Below are 16,682 nucleotides of genomic sequence, written 5' to 3'. Positions count from 1 at the left end.
CACAGGACTATGACTGGTCCCCTGCAGGGCTTCCGGGTCACCCGGCGATATCGCGAATGGCGATCTCGCTCATGATGCGTTGCAACACCTGGTCGATGGACAACTCCGTGGAATCCAGCTGTATCGCGTCAGCCGCCGGCTTGAGCGGGGCTACTGCGCGCTGGGTGTCACGCTCATCGCGTGCACGGATCTCATCTAGCAGACTCGACAGACTAACATCCTCGCCTTTGCCCTTCAACTGCAAATATCGGCGACGCGCCCTCTCCTCCGCACTGGCGGTGAGGAAAATCTTCAGCGGCGCATCGGGAAAAACCACCGTGCCCATGTCGCGACCGTCCGCCACCAGTCCCGGCGGCTCCTGGAATGCACGCTGGCGTTGCAACAAGGCTTCGCGCACCGCCGGCAGCGCGGCGACCTGGGAAGCCCCGGCACCCACGCTTTCGGTACGAATGACGTCGCTGACTTCGTCACCTTCCAGAATGATGCGCTGGAGCTGACCGTCGGTCGCGGCAATGAATTGCACGTCCAGATGAGCGGCCAGCGCCTTGAGCAACTCTTCGTTGGTCAGGTCGACGCCATGGTTCGCGGCAGCGAACGCCAATAGACGATACAAGGCACCCGAATCGAGCAGGTTCCAGCCCAACTGCCTGGCCAGGATCCCGGCGACGGTCCCCTTGCCCGAACCGCTCGGACCATCGATGGTGATGACCGGTGCCTTGATATTCACGACTGTGCCTCTTGTGCCACTCGGATACCGACCTGTGCGCACAGCGCCAGGAAGTTCGGGAACGACGTCGCGACGTTGGCGCAATCATGGATGCGAATCGGCGCGCTGGCGCGCAAAGACGCAACACTGAAGGCCATGGCGATACGGTGGTCGCCGTGACCATGGACTTCGCCGCCGCCGATCTGGCCGCCGTCGATGATGATGCCGTCCGGCGTCGGCTGGCACTTGACGCCAAGGGCGAGCAAGCCATCAGCCATCACCTGGATGCGATCCGATTCCTTGACCCGCAGCTCCTCAGCGCCCGTCAATACGGTGCGCCCTTCTGCACAGGCGGCCGCCACGAACAGCACCGGGAACTCGTCGATGGCCAGCGGAACCAGCGCCTCCGGAATCTCGATACCCTTGAGTTTAGCTGCTCGTACGCGCAGGTCCGCCACGGGTTCGCCGCCGACTTCACGCTGGTTTTCCAGGGTGATGTCAGCGCCCATCAAGCGCAGGATGTCGATCACGCCGGTACGGGTCGGGTTGATGCCGACGTGCTCGAGCACCAGGTCGGAGCCTTCGGCGATCGAGGCGGCCACCAGGAAGAATGCCGACGACGAGATGTCGCCCGGCACTTCGATGTGGGTCGCGGTCAGCTTGCTGCCAGACTCGACGGACGCCGTGGCGCCATCGACCGTGACCGGGTACCCGAAGCCGCGCAGCATGCGCTCGGTATGATCGCGGGTTGGGGCCGGTTCGGTGACGGTGGTCTTGCCCTCGGCGTAGAGACCGGCCAGCAGCAGGCAGGATTTCACCTGGGCGCTGGCCATTGGCATGGTGTAGGTCAGCCCCTTGAGCTTGTTGCCACCGCGGATGATCATCGGCGGACGACCATCGGCGGCCGTCTCGATGACCGCGCCCATTTCCCGCAATGGGTTGGCGACACGATTCATCGGGCGCTTGGACAGCGAGGCATCACCGGTCAGGGTGCTGTCGAAGTCCTGCGCGGCCAGCAGGCCGGACAACAGGCGCATCGAGGTCCCGGAGTTACCCAGGTAGATTGGACCCGGGGCAGGCTTGAGGCCGTGCAGGCCGACACCATGAATGGTCACGCGACCGTGGTGCGGACCTTCGATGACCACGCCCATGTCGCGAAACGCTTGCAGCGTCGCCAGGGCGTCTTCGCCCTCAAGGAAGCCTTCCACCTCGGTCACGCCTTCGGCCAGGGAGCCGAGCATGATCGAACGGTGGGAAATCGATTTATCGCCCGGTACACGAATACGCCCACTCAGGGAGCCACCAGGTTGTGCCAGGAAAATCAGATCGTTGGAGTTCATAGCGTCCACATAGGCCCGACGGGCCAGGATTTTACTGAAATGCTCGCGGGCGACCCTGGCGCGTGTGAAAACGCCCAGCAATTGGTGCCCGTCCCCTGCATCGACCGCGTCGCGCAAGGCGTCGAGGTCGCTGCGAAATGTATCGAGTGTGCGCAGGACAGCTTCGCGGTTGGCGAGGAAGATGTCGTGCCACATGACCGGGTCGCTTCCAGCGATTCTCGTGAAATCGCGGAAACCGCCGGCAGCGTAACGGAAGATCTCAAGATTTTCATTGCGTTTGGCCAACGAATCCACCAGGCCGAACGCCAACAGGTGCGGCAAGTGACTGGTGGCAGCCAACACTTCATCGTGACGCTCGACCTGCATGTGCTCGACATCGGCGCCCAGTTCGCGCCACAAACGGTCCACCACCGCCAGCGCGGCTGGATCCGTCTGGTCCAGCGGCGTGAGGATCACTTTGTGGCGACGAAACAACTCGGCGTTGGAGGCTTCCACCCCGCTCTGCTCGGAACCGGCAATCGGATGGCCGGGCACGAAGCGCGCCGGCATCCCACCGAAAGCCTCGGTGGCCGCACGCACGACGTTGCCCTTGGCGCTGCCGACGTCAGTCAGGATCGCTTGCCCCAGGTTCATGCTCGCCAGACGCGCCAGCAGTTTTTCCATGGCCAGGATCGGCACCGCCAACTGGATCACGTCCGCGCCCTGGCAAGCGATCGCCAGGTCATCCTCGCAGCGATCGACCACCCCCAGCTCCACGGCCAGCTTGCGCGACTGCGGATCCAGGTCGACACCGACCACCTCGCGGCACAGGCCGCTTTCACACAAGCCCTTGGCAAACGAACCGCCAATCAACCCCAGGCCGACCACCACCAGGCGACCGATCATAGGGGCAGCAGATTGCAGCGAAGTGACATCAACCACGAGCCAGAACCTTGCTCAACGCCTCAAGGAAACGGTTGTTTTCCGCTGGCAGGCCGATGGTGATGCGCAGGTGGTTCGGCATGCCGTAGTTGGCCACCGGACGCACGATCACGCCTTCGCGCAGCAGCCCCTGGTACACCGGCGCGGCGACACGCCCCAGGTCGACGCAGATGAAGTTGCCTTTGGATGGAATCCAGCTCAAGCCCAGCTCACGGAACCCCGCTTCCAACTGCTGCATGCCGGCCGCATTCAGGCGACGGCTTTCGGCCAGGTAGGCCTCATCCTGCAAAGCGGCGCAGGCGGCTGCCAGGGCGAAGCTGTTGACGTTGAATGGCTGGCGTACGCGATTCAGCACATCGGCCACCACGGCGGTGGACAAGCCGTAGCCAACCCGTAGCGAGGCCAGGCCGTAGGCTTTCGAGAACGTGCGCGAAACCAGCAGATTCGGGTAGGCCGCAAGAAAATCCAGGCCGTCGGGCAAATCGCTGCCTTCGGCGTATTCGATGTAGGCCTCGTCCAACACCACGAGCACATGCGCAGGCACGTCTTGCAGAAAGTCGTCCAGGGCCTGGGCGTCGAACCAGGTGCCGGTCGGGTTGTTCGGGTTGGCAATGAAGACCACACGCGTGTTAGCGTCGATGGCAGCCAGCATGGCCAGCAGATCGTGCCCCCAGTTTTTGGCCGGGACCACATGGGCATCCGCGCCCACGGCCTGGGTCGCGATCGGGTAGACCGCAAACGCGTGCTCGCTGAACACGGCGTTGAGACCTGGTGCCAGGTACGCACGGGCGACCAACTCAAGAATGTCGTTGGAGCCGTTGCCCAGCGTCACCTGGTTCAGCTCGACGCCACAGCGCTCGGCCAGCAGGCTTTTCAGCGCAAACCCATTACCATCGGGGTAACGGGTCAGCTCGGCCAGTTCGTCGCGGATCGCCGCCAGCGCCTTGGGGCTCGCGCCCAACGGGTTTTCGTTGCTCGCCAACTTGACGATGCTGGCCGGATCCAGGTCCAGCTCGCGAGCCAGTTCGTCCACGGGCTTGCCCGGAACGTAAGGCGAGAGTTGTTGCACGCCTGGCTGAGCCAGAGCGAGGAAGTTGCCACTCATTTGCTATCCGCCCTTAAAGAACTGCCTTGGGGTAGGAACCCAGCACCTTGAGTGCCACTGCTTCCTGACTGATTTTTTCCAGCACACCTTTTACCAGCGGATCGCGGTGGTGGCCGACAAAATCGATGAAGAACACGTAGGTCCATTTACCGCTGCGCGACGGACGGGTCTCGATCCGCGTCAGATCGATACCGTTGTCGTGGAACGGCACCAGCAGTTCATGGAGCGCACCGGGCTTGTTGCTCATGGAGACGATGATCGAAGTCTTGTCGTCGCCGGTCGGTGGTACTTCCTGGCTACCGATCATCAGGAACCGCGTGGAGTTGTCCGGGCGATCCTCGATTTTCTCGGCCAGGCGAGTCAGCCCGTAGAGGCCGGCCGCCATATCGCCAGCAATCGCCGCCGAGTTCCACTCACCCTTGACCCGCTTGGCCGCTTCGGCGTTGCTCGATACCGCCACGCGCTCGACATTCGGGTAATGGGCGTCCAGCCACTTGCGGCACTGGGCCAACGACTGGGCATGGGAATAGATCCGGCTGATGCTGTCGGTCTTGGTGTTCTCGCCGACCAGCAGGTGATGGTGGATACGCAGCTCGACTTCGCCGCAGATCACCATGTCATGTTCGAGGAAGCTGTCCAGCGTGTGGTTGACCGCGCCTTCAGTGGAGTTTTCCACCGGCACCACGCCGAAATTCACCGCGCCGGCCGCCACTTCACGGAAGACTTCGTCGATGGCCGCCATTGGCTTGCTGATCACGGCGTGACCAAAGTGCTTCATGGCGGCGGCCTGGGTAAAGGTCCCCTCCGGGCCCAGGTAGGCAACTTTCAGCGGCTGTTCGAGCGCCAGGCACGACGACATGATTTCGCGGAACAACCGCGCCATCTCTTCGTTGCCCAGCGGCCCCTTGTTGCGCTCCATGACACGCTTGAGCACCTGAGCTTCACGCTCAGGACGATAGAACACCGGCACTTCGCCTTCGGCCAGGGAGGCCATCTTCACCCTGGCGACTTCCTGGGCACAGCGCGCACGCTCGCTGATCAGCTCCAGGACCTTTTCGTCCAGGGCATCGATGCGCAGGCGCAGCGCCTTGAGTTCTTGCTCAGACATCAGCCATGTTCCTTCTCGAACTCTGCCATGTAGGCGATCAACGCATTGACGGCGTTGATGTCGACGGCGTTGTAGATGGAGGCACGCATGCCACCGACCGAACGGTGGCCCTTGAGGTTCAGCAGGCCACGCTCGTCGGCGCCGGCCAGGAACGGCTTGTCCAGACGGTCGTCGGCCAGGCGGAACGGCACGTTCATCCACGAACGATCGGTCTTGTTGATCGGGTTGCTGTAGAGACCGCTGGCGTCGATGAAGTCATACAGCGTGCGCTGCTTGACTTCGTTGAGCTTGCCGATGGCTTCGACACCGCCCTGCTCCTTCAGCCATTCGAACACCAGGCCGGAGAGGTACCAGGCCAGGGTCGGCGGAGTGTTATACATCGAGCCGTTGTCGGCCGCGACCTTGTAGTTGAGCATGGTCGGGCACAGGGAACGGGCACGCCCCAGCAGGTCTTCACGAATGATGCTGACCAGGATGCCGCTAGGGCCGATGTTTTTCTGGGCGCCGGCGTAGATCATGCCGAAACGGGAGATATCCACAGGGCGCGAGAGAATGTCCGAGGACATGTCGGCCACCAATGGCACGTCGCCGGTTTCCGGGATCCAGTTGAACTCCAGGCCACCGATGGTTTCGTTCGGCGCGTAGTGAACGTAGGCCGCGTCCTTGGACAGGTTCCATTCGTTCTGGCCGGGAATCGCGAAATAATCGTAGGGCTTGGCGGTGGCAGCCACGTTGACGTGACCGTAGCGCGAAGCTTCTTCGATGGCTTTCTGCGACCAGATACCGGTATCGATGTAGTCGGCCTTGCCACTTTCCGGCAGCAGGTTCAACGGGATCTGGGCGAACTGCTGGCTCGCGCCGCCCTGCAGGAACAGCACCTTGTAATTGGACGGGATGTTCAGCAGATCACGCAGGTCCTGCTCGGCCTTGGTGGCAATGGATACGAACTCATCGCTGCGATGACTCATTTCCATGACCGACAGGCCCTTGCCGTGCCAGTCGAGAAGTTCACCCTGGGCACGCTTCAGGACCGCCTCAGGAAGCGCCGCCGGGCCGGCACAGAAGTTATAGGCTCTCTTGCTCACATCCAATCTCGCTCTGATCTGGTGGTCACATAAATCTTGTTCAACACATTACCCAATGTGGGAGCGAGCTTGCTCGCGATTACGGTGTGCCAGTCAATATCAACGCCGCTGACCCACCGAAATCGCGAGCAAGCTCGCTCCCACAGTTGCGCATTATGTGCAGTGTCGCAAATTTTCAAACGAGACAAACAACAAGGGGCGAATCTTCATCCGCCCCCCACGTGTCCGCTTAGTCCTGCGGTTCTTCTTCGTCTGCGGCAGCGTCGAGCGGTTGGTCGCCGGTCACGTCGTCGACATCGGCACCCAGGGTGCCCTCGAACGCCACGCCCTCCTCGCCCTCCAGCTCCTCGCCTTCGACTTCCGATGGCTCCTGCACCCGCTCAAGCCCTACCAGCGTTTCGTCGCTGGCCAGCTTGATCAGCGTCACGCCCTGGGTGTTACGACCCAGGCTCGAGACTTCGGCAACTCGTGTACGCACCAGGGTACCCTGGTCGGAGATCAGCATGATCTCCTCGCCATCGAGCACCTGGACAGCGCCAACCAGACGACCGTTACGATCGTTGCTGACCATGGCGATCACGCCCTGGCCGCCACGCTTGTACTCAGGGAACTCGCTGATGGCCGTGCGTTTGCCATAACCACGCGCCGAAGCGGTGAGGATCTGGCTGCCTTCTTCAGGAATCAGCATGGAAATCAGCTTCTGGCCTTCCGGCAGGCGCATGCCGCGCACACCGCGGGCGGTACGGCCCATGGCACGCACGTCGGATTCCTTGAAGCGAGTGACCTTGCCACCGTCGGAGAACAGCATGACCTCACGCTCGCCGTCGGTGATAGCGGCGGAAATCAGTACGTCGCCTTCGTCCAGTTCCAGGGCAATCAGGCCGACGCTGCGCTGGCGGCTGAAGGATTCCAGCGGGGTCTTCTTCACGGTGCCATTGGCGGTAGCCATGAAGATGTAGTGACCTTCGGTGTACTCCTCCACCGGCAGCATGGTGGTGATGTATTCACCATCGTCCAGCGGCAACAGGTTGACCAGCGGACGGCCACGTGCGGCACGGGACGCTTCCGGGATCTCGTAGGTCTTGAGCCAGTACACCTTGCCTTTGCTGGAGAACAGCAGCAACGTGGTGTGGCTGTTGGCGACCAGCAGGTGGGCGATGTAGTCCTCGTCCTTGACGCCGGTCGCCGACTTGCCTTTGCCGCCGCGACGCTGGGCCTGGTAGGCAGCCAGCGGCTGGGTCTTGGCGTAGCCACCGTGGGAAATGGTCACCACGCGCTCTTCTTCCGGGATCATGTCACCCAGGGTCAGGTCCAGGCGCGCATCGAGAATCTCGGTGCGGCGCACGTCGCCGTACTCGGCGCGAATCACTTCCAGCTCTTCGCGGATCACTTCCATCAGGCGCGTGGAGCTGTTGAGGATGCGGATCAGCTCGCCGATCTGGTTGAGGATTTCCTGGTACTCGGCCAGCAGCTTCTCGTGCTCCAGGCCGGTCAGGCGGTGCAGGCGCAGTTCCAGGATGGCTTGCGCCTGTTCCGGGGACAGGAAGTACTTGCCTTCGCGCAGGCCGTACTGCGGGTCGAGGTTCTCCGGGCGGCACGAGTCGGCGCCAGCGCGCTCGACCATTGCCACCACCGCGGAGGACTCCCAAGGGGTGCTGATCAGCGCTTCCTTGGCTTCCGACGGCGTTGGCGAGGCCTTGATCAAGGCGATCACCGGGTCGATGTTCGACAGGGCAACGGCCTGGCCTTCGAGAATGTGACCACGCTCGCGAGCCTTGCGCAGCTCGAATACGGTACGACGGGTGACCACTTCGCGACGGTGACGCACGAAGGCTTCCAGCAGGTCCTTGAGGTTCAGGATCCGCGGACGGCCGTCGATCAGCGCAACGATGTTGATGCCGAACACGCTTTGCAGTTGGGTCTGGGCGTAGAGGTTGTTGAGGATCACCTCAGGCACTTCGCCACGACGCAACTCGATCACGACGCGCATGCCGTCCTTGTCGGACTCGTCACGCAGCTCGGTGATGCCTTCGAGCTTCTTCTCTTTCACCAGCTCGGCGATCTTCTCGATCAAGCGAGCCTTGTTCAGCTGGTACGGCAGCTCGGTGATGACGATCTGCTGGCGGCCGCCAACCTTGTCGATGTCTTCGACGGTGGAGCGGGCGCGCATGTAAATGCGGCCACGGCCGGTGCGGTAGGCTTCAATGATGCCGGCACGACCGTTGATGATCGCGGCGGTCGGGAAGTCCGGACCCGGGATGTATTGCATCAGCTCATCGACGGTCAGCTCGGGATTGTCGATGAGGGCCAGGCAACCGTCGATGACTTCACCAAGGTTGTGCGGCGGGATGTTGGTCGCCATGCCCACGGCAATACCGCTGGAGCCGTTGACGAGCAGGTTCGGGATACGGGTCGGCATGACCGCCGGGATCATTTCGGTGCCGTCGTAGTTCGGCACCCAGTCCACGGTTTCCTTGTGCAGGTCGGCCAGCAGTTCGTGGGCCAGCTTGGTCATGCGCACTTCGGTGTATCGCATGGCCGCGGCGTTGTCGCCGTCCACGGAACCGAAGTTGCCCTGACCGTCTACCAGCAGGTAGCGCAAGGAGAATGGCTGCGCCATACGAACGATGGTGTCGTACACGGCTGTGTCGCCGTGGGGGTGATACTTACCGATCACGTCACCGACGACACGGGCAGATTTCTTGTACGGCTTGTTGAAGTCGTTGCCCAGCTCGCTCATCGCGAACAGCACGCGCCGGTGCACGGGCTTCAAGCCATCGCGCGCATCCGGCAGTGCCCGCCCGACGATTACGCTCATTGCGTAGTCGAGGTAGGACTGTTTCAGCTCGTCTTCGATATTGACCGGGAGGATTTCTTTGGCCAGTTCGCCCATGAGAAGCCTGATTCCTTTTTCTGGTGAAACCTCGTTACATCCAGATGGGACGAACGAAGCTCGCCGCTGCAGAACAAATGCCGTGCAGCGACTTACGACAAATCAACGAGTTATGCCATGGATCTGCGCAGTAAAGGCCACCTCGCGAGGCAGCCTTGGAAACCGCCGGATGTTATCACAAGAGCCGCCACGCACCTATCCCCCAGATGCGCATGGTGCGTAGTTAGTTGACCGATGACAGGCTGATATGGGACCAGAGGGGCTTAGAAGCGCTACGAATGGAGAATCAGGGCGAAAATGCAAGGCATTTGTTGCCTTTGACGACCTCATCGCGAGCAGGCTCGCCCCCACAAGGATCTTTTGTGTCTGAAATTTCAGACACACCTCCTATCCACTGTGGGAGCGAGCCTGCTCGCGATGGCGGTGGTTCAGACACCAAAAGGCCTTCAATGCAACCGCTTGCGACACATCAACTGCGCCAGCTTGGCGGTGTCCGGGCGCTCGATGATGCCCTTCTCCGTGACGATGACGTCGATCAAATCCGCCGGGGTGACATCGAACGCCGGGTTGAAGGCGTCCACCTCCGCGCCGAGCCTCTTGCCGCCGATTTCCAGCAGTTCACGCCCATCGCGCTCCTCGACCGGAATGTCATCACCGCTGGCCAGGCTCATGTCGACGGTCGAACTCGGTGCCACGACCATGAAACGCACGCCATGGTGCATGGCACAGACCGCCAGTTGATAGGTGCCGATCTTGTTCGCCACGTCGCCATTGGCGGTGATGCAGTCAGCACCGACGATTACCCAGGTCACACCTTTCGTCTTCATGATGTGGGCAGCGGCGGAATCGGCGTTGAGGGTCACCGGGATGCCCTCACGGGCCAGCTCCCACGCCGTCAGGCGCGAGCCTTGCAGCGATGGACGGGTTTCGTCGGCATAGACGCGCTCCACCATGCCTTCGATGTAGGCGCCACGGATGACCCCCAAGGCCGTGCCGAAGCCGCCGGTCGACAAGGTGCCGGTGTTGCCGTGGGTGAGGATGGCCTGGGCGTTGCCCTGGTGCTTGCGGATCAGGTCGACACCGAGCTGGGCCATGGTCAGGTTGGCTTCGCGGTCACTTTCGTGGATCGCGATGGCTTCGGCCTCAAGCACCGCCAGCGGCTCGGCGTGCTCTTTCAAGCGTCCCAACCGGTCGCGCATCCGATCCAGCGCCCAGAAGAGGTTCGCCGCTGTCGGCCGTGCCTGGGCCAGCAAGGCAAAATCAGCCTCCAGCGCCGCTTGCCAGTCACCGCCCTCGGCCATCCTGGCCCGCGCCGCCAGCACCACACCATAAGCCGCGCTGATGCCGATGGCCGGCGCGCCGCGCACCACCAACGAGCCAATGGCCTCGGCCACATCGGCGGCACGGGTGCAGGCGATCCAGTTTTCCTCGAACGGCAAGACACGCAGGTCCAACAGGTACAGGACGCCATCACGCCAATCGATGGCCTTCACCTTCTCCGCAGCCAATAGTCGATCGCGCATCCTTCACCCCGTACTCATGAACAAAAGCCGCCGATTATAGCGATCCCTCCGCGAAGACGCTCGGGTATACTTCGCCATCCTTTATACCCCATGGAACCGTTCCACGATGCCCAAGCCTGCCGTTGCGCTCGACTTATTATTGCTGCCGACCTGGTTGGTGCCTGTCGAACCCGCCGGTGTAGTGCTCAAGGACCATGGCCTGGGCATTCGCGACGGCTGCATCGTGTTCATCGGTCCACGGGCAGAAGCCCTCAAGTGTGACGCCGCCCAGGTCCGTGAGCTGCCCGGCATGCTGCTCAGCCCCGGCCTGATCAATGCCCATGGCCACGCAGCCATGACGCTGTTCCGCGGCCTGGCCGACGACCTGTCCTTGATGACCTGGCTCGAACAGCATATCTGGCCGGCGGAAGCCAAATGGGTCGATGAAGATTTCGTGCGCGATGGCACCGACCTGGCAATCGCCGAGCAGATCAAGGGCGGCATCACCTGCTTCTCCGACATGTATTTCTACCCCAAGATCGCCAGCGAGTGTGTCCACGACAGCGGTATTCGTGCGCAAATCGCGATTCCAATCCTCGATTTCCCGATCCCCGGCGCCGCCAGCGCCGACGAAGCCATTCGTCAGGGCATCGAATTGTTTGGCGACCTCAAGCACCACCCACGAATCAAAGTCGCATTCGGTCCGCACGCGCCCTACACCGTAGGCGACGAGAACCTGGAGAAAATCCGCGTGATCGCCGAGGAGCTGGACGCGGCCATTCATATGCACGTTCACGAAACCGCCTTCGAAGTGCAGCAGGCTGTGGATAACACTGCGGAGCGACCGCTGGCGCGCCTGGGACGACTTGGCCTGCTGGGGCCACGCTTTCAGGCCGTGCACATGACTCAAATCAGCGACGAAGACCAGGCCTTGCTGGTAGAAAGCAATTGCAGCGTGATCCACTGCCCGGAATCGAACCTGAAGCTGGCCAGCGGTTTCTGCCCGGTGGAGCGCCTGTGGCAGGCCGGCGTCAATGTCGCCCTCGGCACCGACGGCGCGGCGAGCAACAACGACCTGGATCTGCTCGGCGAAACCCGCACCGCCGCCCTGCTGGCCAAGGCCGTCGCCGGTTCCGCCACGGCCCTGGATGCTCATCGGGCACTGCGCATGGCTACGCTCAATGGTGCCCGGGCGCTGGGCATCGAAGCGACAGTCGGCTCGCTGGAAGTGGGCAAGGCCGCCGACCTGGTGGCCTTCGATCTGTCGGGCCTGGCCCAGCAACCGATCTACGACCCGGTGTCGCAACTGATTTATGCCACCGGGCGCGATTGCGTAAAACACCTGTGGGTGGGCGGCAAGCCGCTATTGGAGGATGGCCGACTGACCCGCATGGACGAATCAAGACTGATCGCCACGGCCCAGGCCTGGGGTCGCCGCATCAGCGGCCACAACGAATAACCACGCCCCTTGAGCCGCGGCTCGGGGCACCTGATTTTTCAAGCTTTTCGAGGATCTGCACATGAGCAACGTCGACCACGCCGAAATCGCCAAGTTCGAAGCCCTGGCCCATCGCTGGTGGGACCGTGAAAGTGAATTCAAGCCACTGCACGACATCAACCCGCTGCGGGTCAACTGGATTGACGAACGGGTCAACCTGGCTGGCAAGAAGGTGCTCGACGTCGGTTGTGGCGGCGGCATCCTCAGCGAAGCCATGGCCCAGCGCGGGGCGACGGTGATGGGCATCGACATGGGCGAAGCGCCACTGGCGGTTGCACAACTGCATCAGTTGGAGTCGGGCGTCAGCGTGGAATACCGGCAGATCACCGCCGAAGCCCTGGCCGAAGAAATGCCCGGCCAATTCGACGTGGTCACCTGCCTGGAAATGCTCGAGCACGTGCCGGATCCGTCGTCGGTCATCCGCGCCTGCTTCCGCATGGTCAAGCCGGGCGGCCAGGTGTTTTTCTCCACCATCAACCGCAACCCGAAGGCCTACCTGTTCGCCATCGTCGGCGCCGAATACATCATGAAACTGCTGCCTCGCGGCACTCACGACTTCAAGAAATTCATCCGCCCTTCCGAACTGGGCGCCTGGAGCCGTGCGGCCGGGCTGACCGTCAAGGACATCATTGGCCTGACCTACAATCCGCTGACCAAGCACTACAAGCTGGCCGCCGACGTTGACGTCAACTACATGATCCAGACCCTGCGCGAGGAGTAAGTCGATGCGTCTCAAAGCGGTTCTCTTCGACATGGACGGCACGCTGCTCGACACCGCGCCGGATTTCATCGCCATCTGCCAGGCCATGCGCGCCGACCGTGGCTTGCCACCGATGAACACGCAGCACATTCGTGACGAGATTTCCGGCGGTGCCCGGGCGATGGTCGCTGTGACCTTTTCCATGGACCCGGAATCACCGGGGTTCGAGGAACTGCGCCAGGAGTTCCTCGACCGCTACCTCAAGGGTTGCGCGGTCCACAGCCATTTGTTCGACGGCATGGCCGAGGTGCTGGCCGATATCGAAGCGGCCAACCTGATCTGGGGCGTGGTCACCAACAAGCCGGTGCGCTTCGCCGAACCGATCATGCAGCAACTGGGCCTGGCCGAACGCTCGAAAGTGCTGATCTGCCCTGACCATGTGAAAAACAGCAAGCCGGACCCGGAACCACTGACCCTGGCGTGCAAGCTGCTCGACCTGGACCCGGCCAGCGTGCTGTTCGTGGGTGATGACCTGCGGGACATCGAGTCCGGTCGCAGCGCCGGCACCAAGACGTGTGCGGTGACCTATGGCTACATCCACCCGGACGACAACCCCAGGCACTGGGGCGCGGATGTGGTGATCGATCACCCATCGGCACTGCGCGAGGTGCTGGATAACGCCCTGTGCGGTTGCTGATGTGACTGTCTTGTGATGAAGGAATTTATGTGGGAGCAAGGCTTGCCTGCGATGACGGCGATGCGGTCGTCCAGAAATCGAGGCGCCTGTTTCGCGAGCAAGCTTTGCTCCCACAGCCTGCTTCCAATGGCGGGGCTCAATCCCCTGACACTACAGCTTCTGCCAACAGATTGATTTGTTGAGGTTTTTTTATGTTTGATTATTCCGCCCGCCCCGATCTGCTCAATGGCCGGGTGATTCTGGTCACCGGCGCCGGCCGCGGAATCGGTGCCGCAGCCGCGAAAGCCTACGCCGCCCATGGCGCCACCGTGCTGCTGCTGGGCAAGACCGAAGCTAACCTGACCCAGGTCTACGATGAAATCGAAGCGGCCGGTCATCCGCAGCCAGCGGTGATCCCGTTCAACCTCGAAACCGCGCTGCCTCATCAGTACGATGAACTGGCGGCCATGATCGAAACCGAGTTCGGTCATCTGGACGGTCTGCTGCACAACGCCTCGATCATCGGCCCGCGTACCCCCCTGGAACAGTTGTCCGGTGAGAATTTCATGCGGGTGATGCACGTCAACGTCAACGCGATGTTCATGCTCACCAGCACCTTGCTGCCCCTGCTCAAGCTGTCCAAGGATGCGTCCGTGGTATTCACCTCCAGCAGCGTCGGGCGCAAGGGCCGAGCGTATTGGGGCGCCTATGGCGTGTCCAAGTTCGCCACCGAGGGGCTGATGCAGACCCTGGCCGACGAAGTCGACACCGTCGCCGCCGTGCGCGCCAACAGCATCAACCCCGGCGCCACCCGCACCAGCATGCGCGCCCAGGCCTACCCGGGGGAAAACCCGCTCAACAATCCGACGCCCGAGGAGATCATGCCGGTCTACCTGTACCTCATGGGCCCGGACAGCTCCGGCGTCAACGGCCAGGCGTTCAACGCGCAATAATGACCTGGACCAGCGTCGCGGCGACTTACCGTCGCGACGCAGGCCCTATTCGATGCGCAACCAGGCGAACCGCCAAACCCACGTCGCTGGAAATATCCGCGACTTGCCAACAATGCATTGATTCCTAAACGGTTTTTATTGAAGTGAACCGAATGGCACGACTTTCGCTCTAAATATCCTCAAACACGCCATGTTCGGCGGGGAACGGACGTTGAGACGAGATTGATGCCTGAAAGGGAAAGCGGACTAAACTTAGATCAATTGTCCTACGGGACTGAAGGACCAGTACGACGCGCAGCCCAAAGCCGCCACACCCAACCTGCCAGGACAGATTTAGCTTAGGGGCTAACGCCAATATGAAAACGCCCACCCAGATCAACGCGATTGACTTCGACAGCGCCAAATTGCAGCGTCTGGGTCTTGGCCAGCCATCGCCGCTCGCGGCACGCTCCGTCAGTCTTTCGCAATTGCGCCAGCAACTGAGCCAGCAGCTGCAGACCAGCCTGGAGCCACAGCGAATCCTCGGTTTGTTTTTCCGGGAAATCCAGCGGCTGGTGCCCCTGGATGCGTTGGCCTACCAGCACAAAGCCAGTGATCTGCGCCTGGAGTTCGGGCAACGCGGGCATCACACCCTCAGCTATAACCTCAGCCATGAAGGCGAACACCTGGGTGAACTGGTATTCCGTCGCAACCAGCGCTTCACTGAAGCGGAACAGAGCGACCTTGAATCCATCATGTCGACGCTGCTGTATCCACTGCGCAACGCACTGCTCTATCGCGCCGCCACCCAGAGCGCCCTGCGCGATCCGCTGACCGGTACCGGCAACCGCATTGCCATGGACCAGACGCTGATGCGTGAGATCGACATGGCCAAGCGTCATTCGCAGCCCTTGTCGGTGCTGATGCTCGACATCGACCATTTCAAGCGCATCAACGATAGCCATGGTCACGGCGTTGGCGACGAAGTGCTCAAGGCCGTGGCCGAGTCGATCAAGAGCCAGCTGCGCAACGTGGACATGGTGTTCAGGTTCGGCGGTGAAGAATTTCTGATCCTGCTGGCCAATACCAGCCGGGATGCTGCGGCCATGGTCGGTGAACGGCTGCGTTACGCCGCCCAGGCCCAGGATTATTTCGCCACGAGCACAAGGATCGAGCTGACGGTCAGCCTGGGTTGCGCCACCCTGCTACCAGGGGAATCATCGGAAAGCCTGCTGCGCAGGGCTGACAGCGCACTGTACGTGGCCAAGCGCGAAGGACGTAATCGACTGGCAATGGCAGGCTGAAAACAAAGGTGGGAGCGAGCTTGCTCGCGATAGCGGCCTGGCAGTCAACCTCCCCGTCGACTGTCAGCCCCCTTCGCGAGCAGGCTCGCTCCCACATGGGTTGTGGCTACCTGTAGCGGTAGAAATCAGCTTTCCGCCAGTGCCAGGCGCTCGCGGGTGGATGAAGACTTGCTCACCGTCTCCGACTGCTCCAGTTGCATGCAACGCTCCAGGAACAGGTACATGTAGTCATAGCTCTTGCACACAGCCTGGCGCAGCTCCGTTTGCAGGGCTTTGCTTGGGTTCATCCCCGCCAGCGTACAGATGATTTCCAGGGCTTCCCAAGGATGGGCATCGTCGTACTGGGCATGCATCTTCAGCCACTTCATGGCCCGCTTGCGGTCTTCCTCGGCGAAAGCGGCCGCGTAGACACCGCTGGAACACACCAGCGCCGACCACTCTCCCGTGGCCCCCTCAATCGCATAGTTGGTCGCGGCGATGGCCACGATCAACGAATCCGAGGAACTGGTGTGCCAGCACCAGTGGCTCAAGGCATGCAGCTCAGGCGGCACATGCTGGGCTTGCAGGTCTTCCAGGGTCACGCCATGGGCGGCGCTCCAGTTGACCCAGTAGTCGGCATGGTTGAGTTCGACACGAATGTTGCGCATCAGCCAGCGACGCGCCATGTCCTCGCCGGGGTGGCGGGCAAAGCGGGTCTTGGTGAGGTTCTGTGCCATGTATAAAGCGAACTGTTCGACGACCGGCCAACCACCAATGAGGTAGTGGCGCATGGTCCTGGCGCTGAGCTTGTTGTCGCGCATGCGCTGATACAGTTCGTGTTCGACAACCCGGCGCTTGCTCTCGCTGCAATCGGTAATGAGCTGCTGTGCCCATTTCGGATAGCTCGTGGCGTCCATGAGCGGGCCTGTTCGG

Annotated in this window: 13 protein-coding genes; 5 read left to right on the top strand and 8 right to left on the bottom strand. The window is 61.9% G+C overall.

Annotated elements, in window-relative coordinates:
* Nucleotides 1-37: 37 nt before the first annotated feature.
* The 7 genes from cmk to mtnA all read right to left on the bottom strand — a co-directional run bounded on the left by cmk (nucleotide 38) and on the right by mtnA (nucleotide 10,681).
* The gene (gene cmk, locus KGA89_RS26460; RefSeq protein WP_014337227.1) at nucleotides 38-727 is read right to left on the bottom strand and encodes a (d)CMP kinase; all 690 of its coding nucleotides are present in this window, start codon (nucleotides 725-727) and stop codon (nucleotides 38-40) included.
* Entirely contained in the window at nucleotides 724-2,931 is a 2,208-nt protein-coding gene (locus tag KGA89_RS26455; RefSeq protein WP_263292869.1) for a bifunctional prephenate dehydrogenase/3-phosphoshikimate 1-carboxyvinyltransferase, read from the bottom strand. Before KGA89_RS26455 ends, cmk begins: the two co-directional genes overlap by 4 nt.
* A 28-nt stretch (nucleotides 2,932-2,959) precedes the next feature.
* Nucleotides 2,960-4,072: a histidinol-phosphate transaminase gene (gene hisC / locus KGA89_RS26450; RefSeq protein WP_069971057.1), complete on the bottom strand. Its 1,113-nt coding sequence runs from the start codon at nucleotides 4,070-4,072 to the stop codon at nucleotides 2,960-2,962.
* A gap of 13 nt (nucleotides 4,073-4,085) precedes the next feature.
* The gene (pheA, locus tag KGA89_RS26445) at nucleotides 4,086-5,180 is read right to left on the bottom strand and encodes a prephenate dehydratase (protein WP_003199233.1); all 1,095 of its coding nucleotides are present in this window, start codon (nucleotides 5,178-5,180) and stop codon (nucleotides 4,086-4,088) included.
* Nucleotides 5,180-6,265 carry a 3-phosphoserine/phosphohydroxythreonine transaminase gene (gene serC, locus KGA89_RS26440; protein ID WP_003199231.1) on the bottom strand — a complete coding sequence of 362 codons (1,086 nt, stop codon included), beginning with the start codon at nucleotides 6,263-6,265 and terminating at the stop codon, nucleotides 5,180-5,182. The genes pheA and serC overlap by 1 nt, the downstream gene beginning before the upstream one ends.
* Before the next feature lie 229 nt (nucleotides 6,266-6,494).
* On the bottom strand, nucleotides 6,495-9,158 hold the full coding sequence (gene gyrA / locus KGA89_RS26435; RefSeq protein ID WP_223472921.1) for a DNA gyrase subunit A: 2,664 nt from the start codon (nucleotides 9,156-9,158) through the stop codon (nucleotides 6,495-6,497).
* 446 nt (nucleotides 9,159-9,604) lie between these two features.
* Complete coding sequence (mtnA, locus tag KGA89_RS26430) at nucleotides 9,605-10,681, bottom strand: S-methyl-5-thioribose-1-phosphate isomerase (protein WP_223472920.1); 1,077 nt, start codon at nucleotides 10,679-10,681, stop codon at nucleotides 9,605-9,607.
* 106 nt (nucleotides 10,682-10,787) lie between these two features.
* On the opposite strand from mtnA, the gene KGA89_RS26425 reads away from it, so the two are divergent.
* The 5 genes from KGA89_RS26425 (at nucleotide 10,788) to KGA89_RS26405 (ending at nucleotide 15,770) form a co-directional block, all read left to right on the top strand.
* Nucleotides 10,788-12,119: a TRZ/ATZ family hydrolase gene (locus tag KGA89_RS26425; RefSeq protein WP_223472919.1), complete on the top strand. Its 1,332-nt coding sequence runs from the start codon at nucleotides 10,788-10,790 to the stop codon at nucleotides 12,117-12,119.
* 61 nt (nucleotides 12,120-12,180) lie between these two features.
* Complete coding sequence (ubiG, locus tag KGA89_RS26420; protein ID WP_003199224.1) at nucleotides 12,181-12,879, top strand: bifunctional 2-polyprenyl-6-hydroxyphenol methylase/3-demethylubiquinol 3-O-methyltransferase UbiG; 699 nt, start codon at nucleotides 12,181-12,183, stop codon at nucleotides 12,877-12,879.
* Nucleotides 12,880-12,883: 4 nt separating this feature from the next.
* Entirely contained in the window at nucleotides 12,884-13,555 is a 672-nt protein-coding gene (gene mupP, locus KGA89_RS26415; protein WP_003199221.1) for an N-acetylmuramic acid 6-phosphate phosphatase MupP, read from the top strand.
* Nucleotides 13,556-13,746: 191 nt separating this feature from the next.
* Entirely contained in the window at nucleotides 13,747-14,487 is a 741-nt protein-coding gene (locus tag KGA89_RS26410; RefSeq protein ID WP_003199218.1) for a YciK family oxidoreductase, read from the top strand.
* 356 nt (nucleotides 14,488-14,843) lie between these two features.
* Nucleotides 14,844-15,770, top strand: coding sequence for a GGDEF domain-containing protein (locus KGA89_RS26405; RefSeq protein WP_223472918.1), 927 nt, complete (start codon nucleotides 14,844-14,846; stop codon nucleotides 15,768-15,770).
* Between the two features lie 125 nt (nucleotides 15,771-15,895).
* Here KGA89_RS26405 and KGA89_RS26400 read toward each other — a convergent pair whose 3' ends face one another.
* Nucleotides 15,896-16,666, bottom strand: a complete 771-nt coding sequence (locus tag KGA89_RS26400; RefSeq protein WP_250886181.1) for a TenA family transcriptional regulator — start codon at nucleotides 16,664-16,666, stop codon at nucleotides 15,896-15,898.
* Nucleotides 16,667-16,682 lie beyond the last annotated feature (16 nt).

Source organism: Pseudomonas sp. A-RE-22 (assembly GCF_019956035.1).
GTDB lineage: Bacteria > Pseudomonadota > Gammaproteobacteria > Pseudomonadales > Pseudomonadaceae > Aquipseudomonas > Aquipseudomonas brassicacearum.
The sequence above is the reverse complement of the archived record's forward strand: the minus strand, read 5'-3'. Positions and strand labels throughout refer to the sequence as shown.